Source organism: Sphingomonas hominis (assembly GCF_013328205.1).
GTDB lineage: Bacteria > Pseudomonadota > Alphaproteobacteria > Sphingomonadales > Sphingomonadaceae > Sphingomonas > Sphingomonas hominis.
In genome coordinates this window covers 407,096-427,691 of the sequence record NZ_JABULH010000002.1, presented here as the reverse complement: position 1 = coordinate 427,691, position 20,596 = coordinate 407,096, and the positions used below count along the sequence as shown (strand labels likewise).

The 20,596-nt window shown below is 67.6% G+C and carries 18 protein-coding genes and 1 pseudogene; 5 read left to right on the top strand and 14 right to left on the bottom strand.

Going from position 1 to position 20,596, the window contains the following annotated elements; translation table 11 throughout:
- Positions 1–21 precede the first annotated feature (21 nt).
- Positions 22–813: a class I SAM-dependent methyltransferase gene (locus HRV97_RS07080; protein WP_174193366.1), complete on the top strand. Its 792-nt coding sequence runs from the start codon at positions 22–24 to the stop codon at positions 811–813.
- Positions 814–869: 56 nt separating this feature from the next.
- On the opposite strand, the gene phaR is transcribed toward HRV97_RS07080, so the two are convergent.
- The 6 genes and pseudogenes from phaR to HRV97_RS17900 all read right to left on the bottom strand — a co-directional run.
- Positions 870–1,418: a polyhydroxyalkanoate synthesis repressor PhaR gene (phaR, locus tag HRV97_RS07075; RefSeq protein ID WP_174193364.1), complete on the bottom strand. Its 549-nt coding sequence runs from the start codon at positions 1,416–1,418 to the stop codon at positions 870–872.
- Between the two features lie 118 nt (positions 1,419–1,536).
- A complete protein-coding gene (locus HRV97_RS07070) occupies positions 1,537–2,577 on the bottom strand; it encodes an alanine racemase (protein ID WP_174193362.1) in 1,041 nt (346 codons plus the stop codon).
- Between the two features lie 57 nt (positions 2,578–2,634).
- Positions 2,635–4,248 (bottom strand): MFS transporter, encoded by a 1,614-nt coding sequence (locus HRV97_RS07065; protein WP_174193360.1) that lies wholly within the window; start codon positions 4,246–4,248, stop codon positions 2,635–2,637.
- Positions 4,249–4,317: 69 nt separating this feature from the next.
- Positions 4,318–5,331: an inorganic phosphate transporter gene (locus HRV97_RS07060; RefSeq protein WP_174193357.1), complete on the bottom strand. Its 1,014-nt coding sequence runs from the start codon at positions 5,329–5,331 to the stop codon at positions 4,318–4,320.
- A gap of 18 nt (positions 5,332–5,349) precedes the next feature.
- Positions 5,350–6,462, bottom strand: coding sequence for a DUF47 family protein (locus HRV97_RS07055; protein WP_223176652.1), 1,113 nt, complete (start codon positions 6,460–6,462; stop codon positions 5,350–5,352).
- A gap of 350 nt (positions 6,463–6,812) precedes the next feature.
- Positions 6,813–6,896, bottom strand: a pseudogene (locus HRV97_RS17900) (hypothetical protein); the annotation flags it as partial.
- Positions 6,897–7,190: 294 nt separating this feature from the next.
- On the opposite strand from HRV97_RS17900, the gene HRV97_RS07045 reads away from it, so the two are divergent.
- Positions 7,191–8,543, top strand: coding sequence for a cation:proton antiporter (locus tag HRV97_RS07045; protein WP_174193348.1), 1,353 nt, complete (start codon positions 7,191–7,193; stop codon positions 8,541–8,543).
- 3 nt (positions 8,544–8,546) lie between these two features.
- On the opposite strand, the gene HRV97_RS07040 is transcribed toward HRV97_RS07045, so the two are convergent.
- Genes HRV97_RS07040 through HRV97_RS07020 form a run of 5 tightly spaced genes read right to left on the bottom strand, consistent with a single transcriptional unit; the run spans position 8,547 to position 12,700 of the window.
- Positions 8,547–8,891, bottom strand: a complete 345-nt coding sequence (locus HRV97_RS07040) for a cytochrome C nitrite reductase (protein WP_174193346.1) — start codon at positions 8,889–8,891, stop codon at positions 8,547–8,549.
- A complete protein-coding gene (locus HRV97_RS07035) occupies positions 8,888–10,093 on the bottom strand; it encodes a molybdopterin-dependent oxidoreductase (RefSeq protein ID WP_174193344.1) in 1,206 nt (401 codons plus the stop codon). Before HRV97_RS07035 ends, HRV97_RS07040 begins: the two co-directional genes overlap by 4 nt.
- Positions 10,074–10,661, bottom strand: a complete 588-nt coding sequence (locus HRV97_RS07030) for an NAD(P)H-dependent oxidoreductase (RefSeq protein WP_174193342.1) — start codon at positions 10,659–10,661, stop codon at positions 10,074–10,076. Before HRV97_RS07030 ends, HRV97_RS07035 begins: the two co-directional genes overlap by 20 nt.
- Positions 10,662–10,685: 24 nt before the next feature.
- Entirely contained in the window at positions 10,686–11,756 is a 1,071-nt protein-coding gene (locus HRV97_RS07025) for an LLM class flavin-dependent oxidoreductase (protein ID WP_174193339.1), read from the bottom strand.
- 35 nt (positions 11,757–11,791) lie between these two features.
- Entirely contained in the window at positions 11,792–12,700 is a 909-nt protein-coding gene (locus tag HRV97_RS07020) for an aldo/keto reductase (RefSeq protein WP_174193337.1), read from the bottom strand.
- Between the two features lie 54 nt (positions 12,701–12,754).
- Here HRV97_RS07020 and HRV97_RS07015 point away from each other — a divergent pair, with 54 nt between their 5' ends.
- Entirely contained in the window at positions 12,755–13,831 is a 1,077-nt protein-coding gene (locus HRV97_RS07015) for a Gfo/Idh/MocA family oxidoreductase (protein ID WP_174193335.1), read from the top strand.
- 76 nt (positions 13,832–13,907) lie between these two features.
- Entirely contained in the window at positions 13,908–16,265 is a 2,358-nt protein-coding gene (locus tag HRV97_RS07010) for a TonB-dependent receptor (protein WP_174193333.1), read from the top strand.
- Positions 16,266–16,334: 69 nt separating this feature from the next.
- On the opposite strand, the gene HRV97_RS07005 is transcribed toward HRV97_RS07010, so the two are convergent.
- Positions 16,335–17,603, bottom strand: a complete 1,269-nt coding sequence (locus HRV97_RS07005) for an MFS transporter (RefSeq protein ID WP_174193331.1) — start codon at positions 17,601–17,603, stop codon at positions 16,335–16,337.
- Between the two features lie 129 nt (positions 17,604–17,732).
- Between HRV97_RS07005 and HRV97_RS07000 the strand changes: the two genes are divergently transcribed.
- Positions 17,733–18,749, top strand: coding sequence for a YeiH family protein (locus HRV97_RS07000; RefSeq protein ID WP_174193791.1), 1,017 nt, complete (start codon positions 17,733–17,735; stop codon positions 18,747–18,749).
- 21 nt (positions 18,750–18,770) lie between these two features.
- Here HRV97_RS07000 and HRV97_RS06995 read toward each other — a convergent pair whose 3' ends face one another.
- The gene (locus tag HRV97_RS06995; protein WP_174193329.1) at positions 18,771–19,760 is read right to left on the bottom strand and encodes a substrate-binding domain-containing protein; all 990 of its coding nucleotides are present in this window, start codon (positions 19,758–19,760) and stop codon (positions 18,771–18,773) included.
- Between the two features lie 91 nt (positions 19,761–19,851).
- A complete protein-coding gene (locus HRV97_RS06990; RefSeq protein WP_174193327.1) occupies positions 19,852–20,583 on the bottom strand; it encodes an arylesterase in 732 nt (243 codons plus the stop codon).
- Between the last annotated feature and the right edge of the window lie 13 nt (positions 20,584–20,596).

The window sequence follows — 20,596 nt, the reverse complement described above, 5'->3', positions numbered from 1 at the left end:
ATCATGACCAAAGGAGTTCCGATGCGCCGTTTCACCCTAGCCGCCCTGCCCGTCACGCTCGCGCTCGCCGTCGGCGTCCATGCCGCTGCGCCCAAAGCCGATCCCGCGATTACCCGCGCGGTCGCCGATCCGGCGCGCAGCGAGGCCGATCGCGCGCGCGACCGTTATCGCCACCCGGTCGAGACGCTCGCCTTCTTCGGCGTGACGCCTGCGAAGAAGGTGGTCGAGTATAATCCCGGTGGCGGCTGGTACAGCCAGATCCTGGCGCGCATCCCGGCGCGCGGCGGCAGCTACACCGCGCTCGTCGCCTCGGCGAAGGCTGCGGACGGCGCGCGCGCGATGCTGGCAACCAAGGGGCTGACCGGCACGGTCGCGGCGCTCGACCCCGCGACCGGCACGTCGGGTGTGGCGGCGAACAGCCAGGACGTCGTGCTGACGTTCCGCAACGTGCACAATCTGACCATGGCGGGCGGCGCGTCGGCGGCCAACGTGTTCAAGGCATGGTACACCATGCTCAAGCCTGGCGGCACGCTCGGCATCGTCGACCACCGCTTGCCCGAGAGTGCGGACACCGCCCGCGAGCGCGATAGCGGCTATCTGAAGGTCGCCACCGTGCGCCGCCTGGCGGAGGACGCGGGGTTCAAGCTGGCAGCCACGTCGGAGATCAACGCGAACCCGAAGGACAAGGCCGATCATCCCAAGGGCGTGTGGTCGCTGCCACCGACCTTTGCGCTGGGCGACACCGATCGCGCGATCTATGCCGCAATCGGGGAGAGCGACCGCATGACGCTGCGCTTCGTCAAGCCGCGCTAATCCTGGGTCCCGGTGGGCGGCGTCACCGCCGCCCACCGGGTTTGCTCTGCGACGGTTCAGCGCACCAATTTGTCGACCTTGTCCTGCAACTTGGCGAGTTCGGCCTTCAGCGCGGCAATCTCATTGTCCTTGCTCGTCCCCGATGCGGCCGCCGCCGGAGCGACCGGCGGCGTGAACGCGTTTGCCGCCGCCTCGAACATCTCCATGTTGCGCTTCGCGATCTCGGCGAACGGCGAGCCGGCGAAGGCGCCCTCGACCGCGGTCTTGAACTCGGTCTGGTTGCGGTGGAAGCTGTCCATCGACGCTTCGAGGTAACCCGGCACCATCGCCTGCATCGAATCGCCGTACAGCGCGATCAACTGGCGCAGGAACGGCACCGGCAGCATCGTCTGCCCGCGGCTCTCTTCTTCCATGATGATCTGCGTCAGGACGTTGTGCGTGATGTCTTCGTCGGTCTTCGCGTCGAGTACCTTGAAGTCGCGTCCCGCACGCGTCATCGCGGCGAGGTGATCGAGCGTGATGTAGGACGAACTCTCGGTATTGTAGAGCCGGCGATTGGCGTATTTCTTGATGATGACGGTGCCGTCGGTACGTTGTTTCTTCATCCTCGCCCTCGCCTTTTCAGCTTGTTGAGCGAGGCTATCGTACCCGCTGCCGCGCTGCAACACGTCCGCGGCGTTGCAGCGTGGGACAGTTGATGCTGCGCAGCATGCGCGTGCGCGCTTAATCGCGCCAGATGCGATCGAAGCGGTGGCCGAGCCCCGTGATTAGCTCATACTGGCTCATGCCCGAGGCAACGGCGGCGCGCGGCAGATCGGGGTCGAAGGCGATCCAATCGCCTTCCGCAACATCGGCGCGGCTCACGTCGAGCGCGACCAGGTCCATCGACACGCGCCCGATCACCGGCAGTGCGACGTCCGCGGCAAAGGCGGTGCCGGTGTCGGAGAAGCCGCGCCAATATCCGTCGGCATAGCCCAGGTTGACGATCGCGACCTCGGTTTCGGCGGGCGCGATCCAGGTGGCGTTGTAGCCGACGCTCTCGCCCATAGCGACGGTGCGGCGTTGCAGCACCTCCGCCTCGATCCGCACCACCGGACGGATCGCCTCGCCGAGCGCAGCGACCGGCAGGCCGCCGTAGAGCGCGAGGCCGGGCCGGGTCAGGTCGAAATGATAGTCGGCGCCGAGCGTGATGCCGGCGGAGTTGGCGAGGCTCATCCGCTTCGCGCAGGTCCGACCGGAGAGCGCCGCGAAGTGGTCACGCTGGCGCTCGTTCATCGCGCTCGCCTCGTCGGCGCAGGCGAGATGGCTCATCAGCGTGTCGATCGCGAGCCCGTCGAGCAGGCCGGCGGCGATGTCGGCGGCGGCGATACCCAGGCGGTTCATGCCCGTATCGACCATCACGTCGCATGGCCGCCCGCCCGCGTCACGCCAGCGCTTCACCTGCGCGGGCGTGTTGAGCACCGGTCGCGCCGTCAACTCGCGCGCTGCTGCCATGTCCTCGTCGCGCACACCGTGAAGGACCGACAGCGTCGCGCCTGCACTCGCCAAGTCGATGTCGGCGAGCGCCCGCGCCTCGTTCCACGACGACACGAAGAAGTCGCGGCAGCCCGCGGCGAGCAATCGCACGACGACCGCGTGCGCGCCGAGGCCGTAGCCATCGGCCTTCACCGCCGCACCGCACGCGGCGCCGCTCACACGCGCGAGTGCCTGCCAGTTCGCCCTCAAAGCGGTGCCGTCGAGCGCGAGGCGGTGTGGCGCGTTCATCTCTGGTCGGGGCGGCACGGATTGATCATCCGCGCGCCCCTACCGCCTCGCGCGCGATCACGCCACCGCGTCGGGCGCGTCCACGTCGGTGGGGCGGGTTTCCTTGAGCCCGATCACCGTGACGATCAGCGCCAGCAACGTGACGCCCCAGGTGTACCAGAGTCCGGCATAGGGATCGCCGGTCTTCGCAACGATGTACTGGCTGATGAAGGGCAGGAAGCCGCCGAAATAGCCGGTGCCGAGATGGTAGGGGATCGAAAGCGACGAGTAGCGGATCGCGGGCGGGAACATCTCGGCCAGCAAGGCCGCGACAGGGCCGTAGGTGATCCCCGACAGCATCGACATGGCGAGGATCGCGAGCAGGATCAGCGCGATGTTGGCCGCCGACGGCTTCACCTTGGCGAGATCGTAGCCGCCGCGCGCGAGTGCCGCGTCGAGCCCGGCCGGCGACGTGTCGGTGACCACCGCGTCGCCGATCGTGACGCGGGTCTGCGCGGCGGCTTGCGTGGTATAGGGCACGCCCTTTTTCGACAGCGCGTCGAGCAGCTTGCCGCACGCGGTCGCCTGTTGCTTGTCGAACGGACTGTAGCGGCAGTCGGCACCGGCGACGACGACCGGGTTCGCTTGCGCCGCGCGGGCGAGGCCGGGATTGGCCGCGGCACCGATCGTCCAAAAGATCGGAAACAGCAGCGCGAGAGTCAGGACGTAGCCGAGGACGATCGGCTTCTTGCGCCCGACCCGGTCGCTGACGTGGCCGAACAGCAGGAACCAGCCCGTCCCCATCAGCACCCCGAAGCCGGTGATGAGCTGCGCGGTGGTTTCCTCGACGCGCATCGTCGTCTGCAGGAACGACAATACGGTGAACATCGCGGTGTACCAGATCACGGTCAGCCCGGCGGCGATCCCGAACAGCGCGACGATCATGCGGCGGATGTTGCCGGGATAGGTGAAGCTTTCCTTCAACGGATTGACCGCGCGTTCGCCCGCAGCGCGCATCCGCTGGAAGACGGGGCTTTCCGATAGTTTCAGCCGCATCCACAAGGAGATCGCGAGCAGCAGGAGCGAGAACAGGAACGGCAATCGCCAGCCCCACGCCTCCCACGCCGCGCCGGGCACCAGCGCCTTGAACAGGAGGATGACCGCGAGGCTGAGGATGAACCCGCCGACGACGCCTGCCTGGATGAAGCTGGTGTAGAAGCCCGAGCGTCCCGGCGGCGAATGTTCGGCGACGTAGATCGCCGCGCCACCATATTCGCCGCCGAGTGCCAGCCCCTGCGCGATCCGCAGGAGCAGCACAATCTCGGGCGCGGCGTAGCCGATCGAGGCGGCGGACGGGGTCAGCCCGACCCCGGCAGTGGCGATGCCCATCAGCGTGATGGTGACGAGAAAGGTGTATTTGCGCCCGAGCCGGTCACCCAGATAGCCGAACAGCGCGGCGCCCAAGGGACGGAAGCCGAAGCCGACCGCGAAGCCCGCCCAGGCGAGTAGCGTCTGCACCGTCTCATTGCCGGCGGGGAAGAAGGCGCGGCCGATGATCCCCGAGGCGGCGAGCGTGCCGTAGATGAAGAAATCGTACCACTCGAACACGGTGCCGAGCGCGGAGGCGGAGATGACGAGCCGGATGTCACCGTGGCTCGGCGCTTGTTCACCGTCGATCGTTGCTGCGGCCATCTGCCCGTCCTCCCCTGCGCGCCGTCATGTCGCGTGACGGCGCGCAGGGCAAGGATCAGAACAGCCCGATCAGAACAGGCGCGTGAGCCCGTAGAACAACGCGCCCACTGCCGCCGAGGCAGGGATGGTGATGATCCAGGCGATCACCACGCTCTGCGCGACGCCCCAGCGGACCGCGGAGGCGCGGCGCGCGGTGCCCGCACCGATGATCGCGCCGGTGATCGTGTGCGTGGTCGACACGGGGATGCCGAGCGCACTGGCGGTGAACAGCACGATCGATCCCGCGAGCGAGGAGGAGAACCCTTGGTGCTGCGACAGCTTGGTGATGCGCGAACCCATCGTCTCGATGATCTTCCATCCGCCCGTCATCGTGCCGAGCGCGATCGCGACGTAGCAGCTGATCGCGACCCAATGCGGCACCTCGAACGGTCCCGACAGGCGCCCGGTCGAGTAGAGCAGCACGGTGATGATCCCCATCGTCTTCTGCGCGTCGTTCAATCCGTGGCTGAGCGAGTAAGCGGCCGACGACAAAAGGTGGAGCGCGCGAAAGCTCCGCTCGGCCTGGACCGAGGTCGAGCGGCGGAACGCCCAGCTCGACAGCAGCATGACGAGCATCGCGAGCATCATGCCGAGCAACGGCGACAGCACGATCGCGAGCACGGTCTTGTTGAGTCCGCCCCATTGAATGCCGCCTATTCCGGCATGGGCGACACCCGCGCCGATCAGCCCGCCGACGAGCGCGTGGCTGCTCGACGAGGGGATGCCGCGCAGCCAGGTGACGACGTTCCACGTCATCGCCCCGCCGAGCGCGCCGAAGATGACGGCGGGGGTGACGATATCCTTGTCGATCAGGCCCTTGCCGATCGTTTCTGCCACCGCGTGCAAGCTGGGGAAGGCGATGGTCAGGAAATAGGCGGCGAAGTTGAACACCGCGGCGAACAGCACGGCTTTCACCGGCGACAATAGCCGCGTCGCGACCACGGTGGCGATCGAATTGGCCGCGTCGTGCAGCCCGTTCAGGTAATCGAAGGCGAGCGCGACGGCGATCAGGCCGACGAGCAGCGGAAAGGCGAGTTCGTGCATCTGAGCGCAGCCGGTCGGTCAGGCGTGATCGATGACGATGCCGTCGACCTCGTCGGCGACATCCTCGAACGCGTCGACGATGCGCTCCAAATGCTTGTAGAGCTCACGCTCGACGACGAAGCGCAGCGTGTCGCTGGCGCCATGCTTCTGCAACGAGCGCTTGAGGCCGGCGGCGTGGATCTCGTCGGCATGACCCTCGATGCGCACCACGCGCTCGGTCAGTTCGTGGAGGCGGTCGCCGTTGCGCGCGACGTCGCGCAGCAGCGGGATGGCCTCCGCGGTGACGCGCGCGGCGTCGACGATGATCGCGGCCATGTCGCGCATCTCGGGCTCGAACTCGGTCACTTCGTAGAGGTCGCAGGCGGCGGCGAAGACCTGCATCTCGTCGATCGTGTCGTCGAGCGCGCCGATCAGCGCGGTGATCGCGCCGCGATCGAACGGCGTCAGGAAAGTCGCACGCACCGTTTTCAGCACGTCGCGCGTGATCGCATCAGCGTCGTGCTCGCGCTCTACGATCTTGCGAATGTGCTCCTTGGCAGCAGGGCCGCCCTCCAACAGACGCGCGGTTGCCTCTGCGCCGGCGAGAATGGTCGCGGCATGGGCCTCGAACATCTCGAAGAAATTACCGGTTTTCGGCAGCAGCCGCTGAAACCACGCGAACATTGTACCCCACTTTTGGTTTGAAGTCCGATTCGCGGCCGCCCTAGCACCGGATTGTTGCACTGCAACGCGGAACTGCGACGGCGCGAACGATCGGATCAGTTCGCGTAAGTCGGGTTCGTCGACGCGCTCGGCCGCCTCGGCGAGCGAGAACCAGCGGCGCTCGCGCTCCCCCTGCTCCTTCCACGTCGGCAGTTCCTGCGTCACCGCGAGCGGAAAGACGTCGACGTCAATCATCAGCGATGCGCCACTGCCGCGCCGCTTGCGATAGCGATAGGCGCCGAGCGGCACCGGGCAAAGTGCGCCGCACACGCCGGCTTCCTCCTCCGCCTCCTGCGCAGCGGCGGCGGGCAAGGTACTGCCGGGGCCGATGTTGCCCTTGGGGATGACCCAGCGCCCGGTGCCGCGCGAGGTGACGAGCAGCACGCACACGCCCTCACCACCTGCCGCGGCATCGATGCGGTACGGCAAGGCAGCGATCTGTCGGATTGGAACGACCCCCCGGTTCGGATGCGTGACGCCACCAGCGTGGTGCGCGCCGACGCCGCGCCCTACTTATAGCGACGCCCCGGAGCCGTACAGCCCGGGCTTCATTGGTGGCTTACCGCTGGGAACGACGGCGGTTCAGTGGCTGGCAGTAGCGCCCGCGGCGCGGCGCTGAACGTAGGCGAGCGTCAGTTCCGCATTATGTTCGTCGACCCAGCTCGCCATGGAGAGTTCCTCGTTGAGCAAGGTGGTGAGCAATGGCGTCGCCTTGCCGAAGCTGCCGCGTCGGCGAGCGTGATGAGCGATCTGTAGCTCGCCGCCTCGCAATTCTTGAACGCGAATTTGGCGAAGGTGTTCTTCAGGATCTCGTCGAGAGCCAAGACGTGCGCGATCGCAGCGAGATTGCCCGAGAGTGACAGGCCGATGTCCTTGAGGCTCGACTGCGTTTCGCCGAACGTCGCGGAGATCTCTTAGAACCGATCAATCTGCTGCTCGGTCTCGCTGCGTGAAGGCGCTAACGGTCGCCGCGATTGGACATGCCGCGAGCGAGCACGGTTCAACCCCAGCGTTCCCGATTAAGTCACGTGTTCGAGGGAGGTTAGCCACGCTACCTATCAGCTCACGCGAGCGGCACGCGCGCGCCTTGCGACGCACGATGGCTTGCAAATCGACGCCGTTTGGCGTTGGTTGCGCATCGGGTGGGGAAAGTGACGATGCAGGATTGGTTCGATAGTTTGACGCGCACGCTGGGGGGCGTGTTGAACGCGCACGGTCCGCTCGTCGCGGGCAGCACGAGCTACGCACCGGGCGATTTCTCAATCCACTTCTTTCTGCAACTCGCCGTTATCCTGATCGCTTGTCGCGTGGTAGGTTGGATCGGGCGCGTCGCGCTCGGCCAGCCGCAGGTGGTGGGCGAGATGATCGCGGGTGTGGTGCTCGGCCCCTCCTTGCTCGGGCTGGTCGCGCCGGGATTGCAGGGCGCGATCTTTCCCAAGGAAACGAAGAACGTCCTCTACGCCGGCGCGCAGCTCGGCGTCGGGCTCTACATGTTCCTGGTCGGCACGACGCTGAGGCTCGATCATTTCCGGTCTAAGGCACGCAGCGCCTCGGTGGTGTCGCTCGCCGGGATCGCCGCGCCTTTCGGCGTCGCGATTCTGCTGACGCCGTGGCTGCTAAGCGTGCCGGGGCTGTTCGCGGCCGGGATCAGCCAGTTCAACGCGACGCTCTTCCTGGGCGCGTGCATCGCGCTGACCGCGTTTCCGATGCTGGCGCGGATCATCAACGAGCGCGGGCTGGCGGACTCGGCGCTCGGCACCTTGTCGCTGACGGCTGGTGCGTTCGACGATGCGTGTTCGTGGTGCGTGCTCGCGATCGTGTTGGCGACGTTCGGCGGCGGTGCAGGCGTCGCGATCCTGGCGATCGGTGGCGGGGTCGCCTGGGCGGCGCTGGTGCTGCTCGCCGGCCCGCGGCTGCTGGCACCCCTGGCGCGCGCGGTGGAGCGCCGCGGAGAGCTGACGCCGCCGTTGCTGGCGGTGGTGCTGATCGCGTTCTGCGCCTCCGCCTTCCTGATGGACGCGGTTGGTATTCACGCGATCTTCGGCGGGTTCATCATGGGCGTGGTGATGCCGCGGGGCACGCTGACCGAGGAAATCCGCCGCAAGATCGAGCCGCTGACCGTCGTGCTGCTGCTGCCGATGTTCTTCACCTATTCGGGGCTCAACACGCGGATGGACACGGTCAGCTCGCCCGCGCTTCTGGCCGTGGCGCTGGTGATCCTGGCGGCGTCGGTCCTGGCGAAGGGCGGCGCGTGTTATCTGGCGGCGCGGCTGGCAGGCGAGGACAATCGCACGGCGCTCGGCATCGGCGCATTGATGAACTCGCGCGGGCTGATGGAACTGATCATCATCAATATCGGGCTGCAGAAAGGCATCATCGGACCGACGCTGTTCGCGATGCTGGTGCTGATGGCGATCGTCACGACGATGATGGCGAGCCCGCTGTTCGAGTGGGTCTATGGTCGCCACGGTCGCGCGAGCGGCGAATTGGGCGGCGTGCCGGCGCGCTAGGCGTCAGCGCCGGGCCGGCGCGCCCTGCAAGGTGACGAGCGCGGCGACGATCGCGGGTTCGTCAGCTGGCGAAATCGGCGCGTGATAGGCTTCGCGCATCTTGGTGACGGTCGCCTGCCACTTCTCGGCCGTCAGCGGCGGCTGGCGCGCGATCATGTCGGCGGAATGGCACGCGGTGCAGCGCTGCGTGACGAGCTCGCCCGCCGGGGTTGCGGGCAACGCGGCGATTTCTGCCGGCAGCGTGATGCTGACGGGTTGGAGCGCGCCGTTCGGCTGGGTGGATGTAGCGTCGGGCTCGGCCGAGCAGGCAGCGAGCAGCGCGACGCCTGCGATGGCGAGCGCCCTCATGCCGCGGTCACCGCGACCGAGGCGATCTGGCTGCGCATATAGCCGCCGGGGTTCCAGATCGCGTCCATCGACTGCGCCTGTCCGTCAGCATTGGTGCACCGCGCCCACAAGCGGTAGCCGCCGGGGCGAAGTCCGCCGATCGTCGCCTCCCATAGCCGAAAGCCGTATTTGCCCTGATCGGGGCCGAGCCTTGCTGCGTGCCAGGTTTTGCCCGCATCCATCGACAGGTCGACGCGCGCGACCGCGCTCGCGCCGCCCATTGCGAGCCCGCGGACGTAGAAGGGATCGTCCGCCACCACCTTGGTTGCGCGGTCGACGCTGGTGAAGAAGGCGCGCGGCGTCATGCGGTTGATCGGAACGGTCGGGAAATCCTTCACGCCCGGCTGCACGCCCGCGTTCGGCGTCGCGGGGATCTTGTACGCCTTCGCCATCCAGTAATTGTCGTCCTCACCGGTCAGCACCTCGATCCGGTCGAGCGCCTTGACCCAATAGGTCGAATACCAGCCCGGCACGATCAGACGGATCGGGTAGCCGTTGAGCATCGGCAGCGGCGCGCCGTTCATCGCCAGCGCGATCATCACCTCGCCGTCACGCGCGTGATCGAGAGCGAGCGATTTCGCGAACCACGGCGCGCCGGGCGGCGGGCGGTCGAGCCCGGAGACGCGCACGTTCGCCGCACCGGGCGCGACGCCGGCGAGGTCGAGCACGTCGCGCAGGCGCACCCCGCTCCACAGCGCGTTGCCGATCGCGCCGTCACCCCATTGCGCGCCGGGCACGCGGGGGCTGAACAAGGCGCGCGAGTTACCCGAACATTGGTTCACTGCCGCAATCTCGACGCGCGGCAGCTTGCGAAGGTCGGCGAGCGAGAGCGCGAGCGGACGGCGGACCGCGCCGCCGACGCGCAGGCGGAAGGTGGCGGGATCAACCGCGGTCGGGATGTCCTGATAATGCCAGCGGACGAAGAAGCGGTCGTTGGGCGTGAACACCGCGCCATCCATCGCGGAGAGCGGCGTCTCGAGCAGCGGCGCGCGCTCGCGCAGCACAATCATGCTGCCTTTCTGCGGCCAGTCGCCCGAAAGCTGGCGCGTCCCGCCCGCGAAGCCGAGGTCGACCTGCTGCGCCGACGCGCCCGTCGCGAGGCCGGCACCGCCGAGCCCCAACAGCGCGAGTGCCTCGCGACGGTCAGGCAAGCGCGGCGGCATCGTGCACCACCAATGGCGCGAAGCGCGCGACCTGCCGCCCAACCAAGCGGAGCTGCTCGACCACTGCGGCGTCGCTCGCGCCGCCCTCGTCGTCGAACTTGGTCACCTGGCTGTTGATCGCGGCGGCAAACGGTGTGGGCCAGCCGCGCAGCGCGTGGACGATCGAGCGCAGCGCCGCGATCGTCGAGCCCGTCGCCTGCCAGCCGTAGGCGGTCGCGATCAGGCCGACGGGCACGTCGGCGAGGTACGGCCGCTCCGCATCGCGTGCGGTTTCCTCCAGCAGGTCGAGCGCGTTCTTGACCACGCCCGAGATGCTGCCGTGATAGCCAGGGCTGGCGATGATCACCGCCGACGCCTGACGCACCGCGGCGACGAACGAATATTCCTCGTCCGTCCGGCTGGTCGCCTTGGGATCGTAGAGCGGCAGTCGCGCGAGCGCGTCGCCGCCAAACAGGCGCGTGCAGAACCCCTGCTCGCCCGCTGCCTCCAGCGCGATCCTGAGCGCGCGCTCGGTCGAGGACAGCCCGCCGATCGTGCCGCCGATCCCCACCACCAATGGCTTATTCACCGCGACGTTCCTTGTCTGCCCGCCTCACAGCGGTGCGTGGTCGATCCGCGGCAGCACGTGACGCGCGAACAGGTCCGCTTCCGCCGCGTGGGGATAGCCCGACAGGATGAAGGCGTCGATTCCCATGTCGCGGTACATCTGCAGCTTGGCGAGCACCTGATCGGGATCGCCGACGATCGCGGCACCGCAGCCCGAACGCGCGCGGCCGACGCCGGTCCACAGATTCTCCTCGGCATAGCCGTCGTCCGACGCGCTTTCGCGCAAAGCGGCCTGCGCGGCGACGCCCATTGAGGTGGCGTCGAGCGACTTGGCGCGAATCTGCGCGCCTTCCTCCGCGTCGAGTTTCGAGAGCAGGCGGTCGGCGTAGGCGCGCGCCTCGGTTTCGGTGTCACGAACGATGACGTGCGCGCGGTAGCCGAACTTGAGCGTGCGGCCGTAGTCGGCGGCGCGCTTCGTCATGTCGGCGATGATCTCCGCCACCTTTTCCTTGGTGTCGGGCCACATCAGGTAGACGTCGCAGGCACGCGCAGCGGCGTCGCGCGCGTCGGGCGACAGGCCACCGAAGTAGAGCGGCGGCGCCTTGCCTGAGAAGGTCTTCACGCCGGCGGGATCGACGTCGAGCTTCCAGAACTCGCCCTGGTGGCTCAGATGCTCGCCGTTGAGCAGCGTCTTCAGGATCTGCATCGCCTCAACCGTGCGCTGGTAGCGCGGGGCGGAGGCGAGCTTCTCGCCCGGCAGGTCGGAGGAGATGATGTTGATCTTCAACCGCCCGCGCGCAATCTGGTCGATCGTGGCGATCTGACGCGCGAGCTGCGGTGGCCAGCTCTCCCCGACGCGCACCGCCATCAACAGGTGGATCTGCCTGGTCAGCGTGGCGATCGCGGCGGCGAAGGCGGTGGTGTCGATGCCGAGCGCGTAGCCCGAGGGAAGCAGGATGTTGTCGAAGCCGCCGGTTTCCGCCTGCTGCACGATGTCGCGGCAATGCTCCCAGGACGATTTCAGCTTCAGATCGGGCACGCCCAGGAACTCGTAATCGTCGTCGCACAGCGCCGAGAACCACGAAATCTCGCACGGCCCACGCGTGGAATCGCTCATCGCCCTCTCCCCTCTCATTCGTTGTTGTATGTCGGTTACGGCAGCCGCTCGCCGCGCGCGGCGACCAACACGTCGTACCAATCCTGGCGCGACCAGCTGACCTTGAAGGCATCGGCGAGTTCGGCGATGCGCGCCGTGTTCTGCGTGCCGACGATCGGGATGATCCGCGCCGGGTGCGCCATGATCCAGCTGTAGGTCGCCGCCGCGCGGCTGACACCGAAGCGCGCCGCCACCGTCTCGAGCGCGTCGGCCACCGCCTGCTCGCGTGGGCTACCCGGCGTGCCGATCCGCCCGCCGCCGAGCGGCGACCAGGCGAGCACCGCGAGATCCATCTCCATCGCCTGGTCGATCAGCCCGTTGGTGAGCGGCTCCAGGAATAGCGGCGAGAATTCGGGCTGCTGCGAGGCGAGCGGCACCGACAGGAACGAGGCGAGCACGCGCGTCTGGTCGGGCGTGTAGTTCGACACGCCGACCGCCTTGACCTTGCCCGACGACACCATGTCGTCGAGCGCGCGGGCAACCTCCTGCGGGTGCGCGAGGATGTCGGGGCGGTGAATCTGGTAGAGATCGACCGAGTCGACCTTCATGCGGCGCAGCGAATCGTCGAGCGCCTTCGCCAGATAGGCGGCACTGGAATTGTACGGCACCGGCGGCGTGATCCCGCCCTTGGTCGCGAGCACCATGCGGTCGCGCAAGGACGGCGTCTCGGCGAACACCTCACCCAGCAGCGACTCGGCGTCGCCGAAGCCGCCGTTGCCGTCGAAACCGTAGATGTCGGCGGTGTCGAACAGCGTGACCCCGGCGTCGAACGCCGCTTCGATCAGTGCGCGTCCCTCCGCCGGAGAGACGCCGGCGAAGCGCCACATCCCCCATGCGATCGGGCTGACAGACAATCCGCTCTTGCCGAGAGGACGTGGTTCGGGCGATAGAGTGATTTCAGACATCGTTGTCATACGTAGAACCACGAGTTGAGAGGAGCAAGGGCTTTGGAAGGGCAAGTGCGTTACGGCTTGGTCGGCACCGGCATGATGGGGGTCGAGCATCTCAACAATCTGGCGATCACGCCGGGTGCGGTGGTAACCGCGATCGCCGATCCAACCCAACGCTCGCTCGGCTGGGCGAAGAAAGCACTAGGCGGCCGTGGCGAGGGCGTGCAGTCCTTCGCCTCCTCCGCCGCGCTCGCGAAAAGCGGCCTCGTCGACGCGGTGATCGTCGCCAGCCCGAACTACACCCACCGCGACGTGCTGACGCCCTTGTTCGGCGAGGGTCTGGCGATCCTGTGCGAGAAGCCGCTCGCCACCACGATCCCTGACGCGCGCTGGATCGTCGAGCAGGCGGAGGCGAGTGGCCGCCCGTTCTGGACCGCGATGGAATATCGCTACATGCCGCCCGCGGCCGAGTTCATCGCGCAGGTCCACGCCGGGCGTGTGGGTGCGCTCAAGATGCTGTCGATCCGCGAGCATCGCTTTCCGTTCCTGGAAAAGGTCGCCGACTGGAACCGCTTCAACGCCAATACCGGCGGGACGATGGTTGAGAAGTGCTGCCACTTCTTCGACCTGATGCGGCTGATCACGCAGTCGGAGGCGGTGCGCGTCTATTGCTCGGGGTCGATGGACGTGAACCATCTGGACGAGGCCTATGACGGCCGCACCCCGGACATCATCGACAACAGCTACACGACGGTCGATTTCGCCAACGGCGTGCGCGCGATGCTCGACCTGTCGATGTTCGCCGATGGCGCGACCAATCAGGAGGAGATCACCGCGGTCGGCGACAAGGCGCGGCTCGACGTGCTGATCCCCGACGGCGAGATCGTCTATTCGCCGCGCGTCGGGTTCATGAACCCCAAGCAGGTCGAGCGGACGACCGTCCACGTCGACGAGGCTGCGTTGAACGCCGGCAGTCACCACGGCTCGACCTTCTACGAGCATCAGCGCTTCAACGCCGCGGTTCGCGGTGAAGGCACGGTCGAGGTGACCGCGCGCGACGGATTGATGGCGGTCGCGATCGGCACCGCTGCCGAGATCAGCGCGCGCGAGCACCGCGTCGTGGAGATGAGCGAATTGGGGTTCTAGACGCACAAGGCAAAGTTGAGTGACAACGCTGACCTAATTCTCCAGCGAGAGAGTAGGTTTTTAGGGAGGGATAGAGATGAAGACGATGTTGACCATGGGCAGTGCGTGGCTGGCGCTGATGGCGGTGCCTGCCGCCGCGCAGACGACCACGCCCGAGACGACGACGGGTACCGGCAGTGCGACCGCGGCCGGCGATGTCGGCACCGACACGGGCACGCAGGATGCGGCGAATGAGCCGGGCGACATCATCGTCACCGCGCAGAAACGCTCCGAGCGGTTGCAGGACGTGCCGATCGCGGTGTCGGTCCTGTCGGGCGACGCGATCGCGGCAAAGGGCGCGGTCAATCTGGAGGGCGCGCAATATCTCGTCCCCACGCTGAACTTCCGCAAATCAGGCACTGCGATCAACCAGTCGCTGTTCCTTCGCGGCGTCGGCACCTCGACCTTCTCCATCGCGGGTGAGCCATCGATCTCGACCGTTGTCGATGGCGTCGTCTACAGCCGCGCGGGCGAGGCGTTCAGCGACCTGATCGACATCGATCGGCTGGAGGTGCTCCGCGGGCCGCAGGGCACGCTGTTCGGCAAGAACACCTCGGCGGGCGTCATCAACATCGTTACCAAGCGGCCGGGCAAGGACTTCGGCGGCTTCATCGACGGCGGCTATTACTTCGGCAACGGCAACGAATACCGGGTGCGCGGCGCGCTAGACCTGCCGCTGAGCGAAGGCATCGCCGCGCGCGTGACCGGTTTCTACGGCAATTACGACGGCAACATCCGCAATAACGCGTACGGCGGTCGCCGCGTCAACGGTTACGATCACTGGGGCGTTCGCGGCATGATCGTCGCCGATCCGACGCCCGACCTGACGATCACGATTATCGGCGATTACCGCGAGTCGAACGACGATTGCTGCGCCGAGGTGATCGGGACCGGTCCGACCTCGACCAACGCCACCACGGTCGCGCAGGTCAATAGCTTCATCAACTCGGGCGTACTGCCCACCCCGCGGGGTGATCGCACGCGGCGGATCAACCAGGACCTGATCACCCACACCGACGAGAAGAGCTGGGGCGTGTCGGGCCAGGCCGACTGGACGCTGGGCAACCAGACGATCACGTACATCGGCTCCTACCGCGAATACGACAACACCGAGATCCGCGACGGCGACTGGCTGCCTCGCGCGTACACGACGTTCAACCAGCTGCACGATTTCGGCCCGCAGACGTCGAACACGATCACGCAGGAAGTGCGGCTGACGAGCCCGTCGGACCAGTTCTTCTCCTACGTGGTCGGCGCATTCTACTCGCGCGCGGAGACGACGCGGACCTTCACGCGCAACGACGTGGTGTGCACCCCTGCCCCGGCCGTGCCGGTGCCGTGCTCGACGCCGGGCCTGACCGTGAGCCGCCCAACCGGCACCGCGGTGTTCGGATCGGTGTTCAAGAACCTCGCCTTCTTCGGGCAGAGCACGCTCAACTTCACCGATCGCTTCCGCGGCATCGCGGGTTTGCGCTACACAACCGACCAGCTCGACGTGTTCCATCGCCGCGTGACCCAGCTCGCCGGACCTGGCATCAACGCCAGCTTCGGACCGTTCAACGGCAAGACCACCAACGACAATTGGTCGGGCAAGGCCGGCCTGCAATTCGACATCGTGCGGCAATCGACCGCCTACGCGACCTACTCGCGCGGGTATAAGGGACCGGCGTTCAACGTCTTCTTCAACCTGACCGGCACCGGCACCAACGCGATCGAGCCGGAGACGGCCGACAGCTACGAGGTCGGACTGAAGAACACGCTGTTCGGCGGCAAGCTCGTCGTCAACTTGGCGGCTTATTATGCCAAGTACGACAACTTCCAAGCCAACAACCCCGACGAGGTCGCGGGCGTGCTCGTCACGCGCTTCACCAACGCCGGCACGATCTCGACGCGCGGCGGTGAGCTCGACCTGTTGTTCCAGCCGGTGCGCGACCTGTCGTTCTCGGGCGGCCTGGCCTACACCGATGCGCATATCGACCAGTTCCGCGTGCCGACCAACGGCGTAACGACCGGGGTCGTCCCGAACGGCACCACGCTCGGTTACGCGCCGAAGTGGAAGGGATCGCTCGGCGCCGACTATCGCCTGCGCACCGGCGGCGCGGTTGATTTCGCACTGGGTGCGCAAGGGTCGTACCAGTCGAAGCAGCTCTCACAGCTCGACGCGAGCCAGGCCGTGCGCGACGCCACCACGATCAAGGGCTACGGGCTCGTCGACCTGCAGGCGGGGATCGTCGAGGCGAACGATCGCTTCCGCCTGAACTTCCAGGTCAAGAACCTGTTCGACCAGAGCTTCGCCGCGGCGATCACCTCGGGCGGACCGGGCGGCAGCTACCGCTACATCATCCCGCGCGAGGCCGACCGCTATTACGGCGTCAATGCGCGCGTGAACTTTTAATCACCGCCCACAAAGAAAAGCCGGCGAGGGGCGCCCTCGCCGGCTTTTTCGTGCGCGTCGTACGGCCGGTCAGTGCACGACGATCGCGGGCGCGTCGCCGTCCTGCTCCACGGGCACGATGCGCGGGATCAGCAGCTGGATGAAGCCGAGCGCCAGCAGGTACGACGTCGCGCAGATCACCAGCGCGGGCGTGTAGCCCAGGCCGTTCGCGAGCGCCCAGGCCTGAAACTGGATCATCCCGATTGATCCCAGATTGCCGCAGAAGGCCGCGATCCCGATCGTCGAGCCGACCGCGCGCGCCGGCGTCACGTCGGTCGCGAGCCCGAAGATGTTGGTCGAGAAACCCTGGTGCGCGAACAGCCCGAGCCCGAGCAGCAGCGCCGCCGACCACGGGCTGTCGACCGACATGACGAGTGGCACCGGCGTGACGAGCAAGGCGTAGACGAGCAGCGCCGACTTGCGCGCGGCATTCACGCTCCACCCGCGCGCCATCAACCGCGCGGGCAGCACGCCGCCGCTGATCGCGCCCATCGCGGCGAGGCCGTAGGTCAGCGCGATCGGCCAGCCGAGCGTACCCTGCTGCAACCCGAACAGCCGGTGGAACAGGTCGGGCAGCCACAGCAGCATGAAGAACCACACCTGATCCGACAGCACCTTGGCGACCGCGATCGCGAGCGTGCGGCGGCTGCGCAGGATGTCGCCCCAGCGGATCGGCGCCGCCGCGACCGCGTCGAGCGCCACGGGACGGACGCGCAATGCGAACCACACCGCGACCCAGACGAGCCCCAGCCCACCGGCGACGAGGAACGCCGACTGCCACCCGAACGCGACCGCGAGCGGCGGGATCAGCGCCGGGGTGATGACCGCCCCGACGTTGGGCGCGGTGTTGCCGATCCCCAGCGCGATCTGCCGGTCGCGGTGGTTGAAATAGGTCGCGGCCGATTTCACCGCCGCGGGTGTGCCGATCGATTCGGCGACGCCCAGCACGACGCGCGCACCCAGAAAGCCCGTGACGGTGGTCGCGAAGGCGTGCGCCATGCCGGCGAGGCTCCACACGCCCACGCCGATACCGAACCCGCGGCGCAGACCCACGCGGTCGATGAACCAGCCGGTGCCTAGAAACGCGAACGCGGTCGCGACCTGGAACGCGGTGCCCATGTTGGCGTAATCCTGATCCGACCAGCGGAACTCCGCCTCCAGCGTGGGTTTGAGCAGCGCCAGGATCTGCCGATCGACGTAATTGAGCATGATTGCGACGAACACCATCGCCACGATCACCCACCGTGCCTTGTTGCCCTCCCCGCTTGCCGTCCCGCCGGCAACGCCGTCCACCGCCATGTCCCTCTCCCGATTGCTTGACGACAACGTTGTCAGAGTGCGCCCGCTTAGGCTAGTCCTGTTGCACCCTAGCAGTTTGGATCGACGATGGCCGCTTCACGTTCGAGCATTTCCGCGCGCCCGCTGCCGATGGCCGCCGACCTGTACGGCGATCTCGAACCCAGCCCCAAGGCGACGTGGCGCGATCACGTACCCGGCCTCGTCGTCGTCGCGGCGGGCACGCTGGCGGCGGGGTTCATCTCCGACCATTATGGCGCGCCGCTGACGCTGATGGCGCTGCTGATCGGGCTGGCGCTTAACTTCCTGTCGGCCGACGGGCGGCTGACGCCGGGTCTAGGGTTCGCGTCGCGCTCGCTGCTGCGCTGGGGCATCGTGCTGGTGGGATTGCGCGTGACCTTCGGGCAGATCGTAGCGCTGGGGCCGGTCGCGCTACTGGCGGTGCTCGTGATCGTCGCGATGACGATCGGCTGCGGCGTGCTGGTGGGGCGCAGGCTCGGCTTCGACGCGGCGTTCGGGACGCTGGCAGGTGGCGCGGTCGCGATCTGCGGCGCGAGTGCGGCGATGGCGTTGGCGACCACCTTGGGCGAGCGCCGCGCGAGTCAGGCGCAACTGACGTTGGTGCTGGTCGGCATCTCCGCGCTTAGCGCGCTCGCGATGGTCACCTATCCGTTCGTCGCGCACTGGCTGCACATGAGCGACCTGAAGGCGGGGTTCCTGCTCGGCGCGTCGATCCACGACGTCGCGCAGGCACTGGGTGCGGGCTACTCTTATTCCGACGCCGCCGGGCAGATCGCCGCGATCGTCAAGCTGACGCGCGTCGCATTACTCGCCCCCGTGCTCGCGATCGTCGCCTTGTTCCTGCCGCGTGGCGAGCAGGGCGGCAAGCGACAGGGTCTGCCGTGGTTCGTGGTCGGCTTCTTCGTGCTCGCCGGCATCAACTCGACCGGGTTCATTCCCGCGATCGTCACCGGCGCGGCCGAACGCGTCGCGGCCGGGCTGCTCGCCGCCGCGGTAACCGCCACCGCGATCCGCTCGCCCTTGTCGCAGCTGCTGGAGGCAGGGCCGCGGCCGATGCTGGTGATTGCGGCTGCGACACTGTGCGCATTCCTGCTGTCGCTCGGCGCGGCGATGTTCCTGATCGGCTAGCCAACCGAGAGACTTTATCGGCTAGCCGGTCGAGTCGCGCACCATCAGCGCATGTGGCAACGCGCGCTGCTCGAACGTCTCCTCGGGCGCGAGCAGCAGGTCCGCCGCGTTCCAGGCGAGATCGCGCACCGGCTGGCGCATCGTGGTGAGGGGCGGCCAGACGTAGCTCGCCAGCGGATCGTCGCCGAAACCGGCGATCGCCAGCGCGTCCGGCACCTTTACCCCACGCCGATGCGCCGCCGCCAGCGCGCCCGCCGCCATGTCGTCCGACGCGGCGAAGATCGCGCTGGGCGGCTGCGCTAGCGACAGCATCGCGTCGGCCGCGCGCGCGCCGCTGGCGAAATCGTAATCGCCCTGCACGATCAGTTCGGGCTCGGGTATGATCCCCGCCTCCGCCAGCGCCGCCAGATAGCCCTCACGCCGCTGCGCGCTGGTGGCGAAATCGCGCTGGCCGACGATGTGCCCGATGCGGCGGTGACCGAGCGACAGCAGATGCCGCGTCACCTCGGCGGCGGCGGCGCGATTATCGATGAACACCGCTGCGCTCGCCTCAGGCCGCGACCCCGGCGACACCCGCACCACGCGGATGCCGCGCGCCTTGAGGAAGTCGAGCACGTCGTCATGATCGCTGACCGGCGGCGTGAGGATCAGCCCGTCGAGATGGCTGGTCGCGACCAGCGCCTCGACCTCCTCCAGCAAGCGGCCCGAATGGCGGTCATACGGTTGCGCGATCATCCGCACGCCGTCTTCCTCGCACCGGTCGCGGATGCCGGTCTGCATCGCATAGACATAGGCGGGGCTGGGATTGTCGCAGATCAACCCGATCTGGAAACTGCGCCGACCAGCGAGCGAGCGCGCGGCGAGGCTTGGGCGGAAGTTGAGCGCGCGCACCGCCTCCTCCACCTTCTCGCGCGTGGCGGCGCCGACGTAACGCTCCTTGTTGAGCACGCGGCTGACCGTCTTGATCGACACGCCCGCGCGTTCGGACACATGCTTGATCGTCGCTCGCACCTGGTTCAACTCCACTCGGGCCTGCCATGGCACGGCGACCAAAGGCTCGACAATGCCGCAGACGGGCGTGCGTCGGCGGATCGGGCGAGGGTCAGCGCGATGCCGAGACCGGGGCTGGCGCCGGAGCCGCTGCCAGTGCCTGTGCGACCAGCGGCGTCACCCGGTCCGCGATCCGTGCAACACCTTGCGCATTGGGATGGACGCGGTCGCCCTGCATCAACGCCGGGTTGCCGATCACGCCGTCGAGGATGAAGGGATAAAGTTTCTCGTCGTAGCGCTCGGCGAGGTCCGGCCAGATCGTGTCGAACGCCCCCACATATGCGGGGCCGAGGTTCGGCGGCGCGCGCATCCCGGTCAGCAGCACCGGCAGCTCGCGGCGGTGCAGCTCCTCCACCATCGCGGTCAGGTTCGCGCGCGTCTCGGCCGGGGAGATCTGCCGCAGCACGTCGTTGCCGCCCAGCCCCAACATGACGAGCTCGGGTTTCTGCTTCATCTGATTGAGCACGAAGGCGAGCCGCTGTCGCCCAGCCGCGGTCGTGTCGCCGGACACGCCCGCGTTGACCACCGTAGCGTTGATGCCTGCGCGCCGCAACCGCGCCTGCACCGCGTCGGGCAGGCTTTGTCCGCGATCCAACCCGTATCCTGCGTACAGGCTGTCACCGAACGCCAGCACCACGCGCTCCGCCCCGCGCGGTCGCACGACCTCGGCGACGGGTGAGGCATTCGCCGCATTGTCGGGCACCGGCGCGGTCGCGGCGTCTTGACGGTTGCAGCCGGCGACCAGCATGGCGAACAGCAACAAGCTCGCGACGCTGCGCGTCATCCGGGTAGGCAAA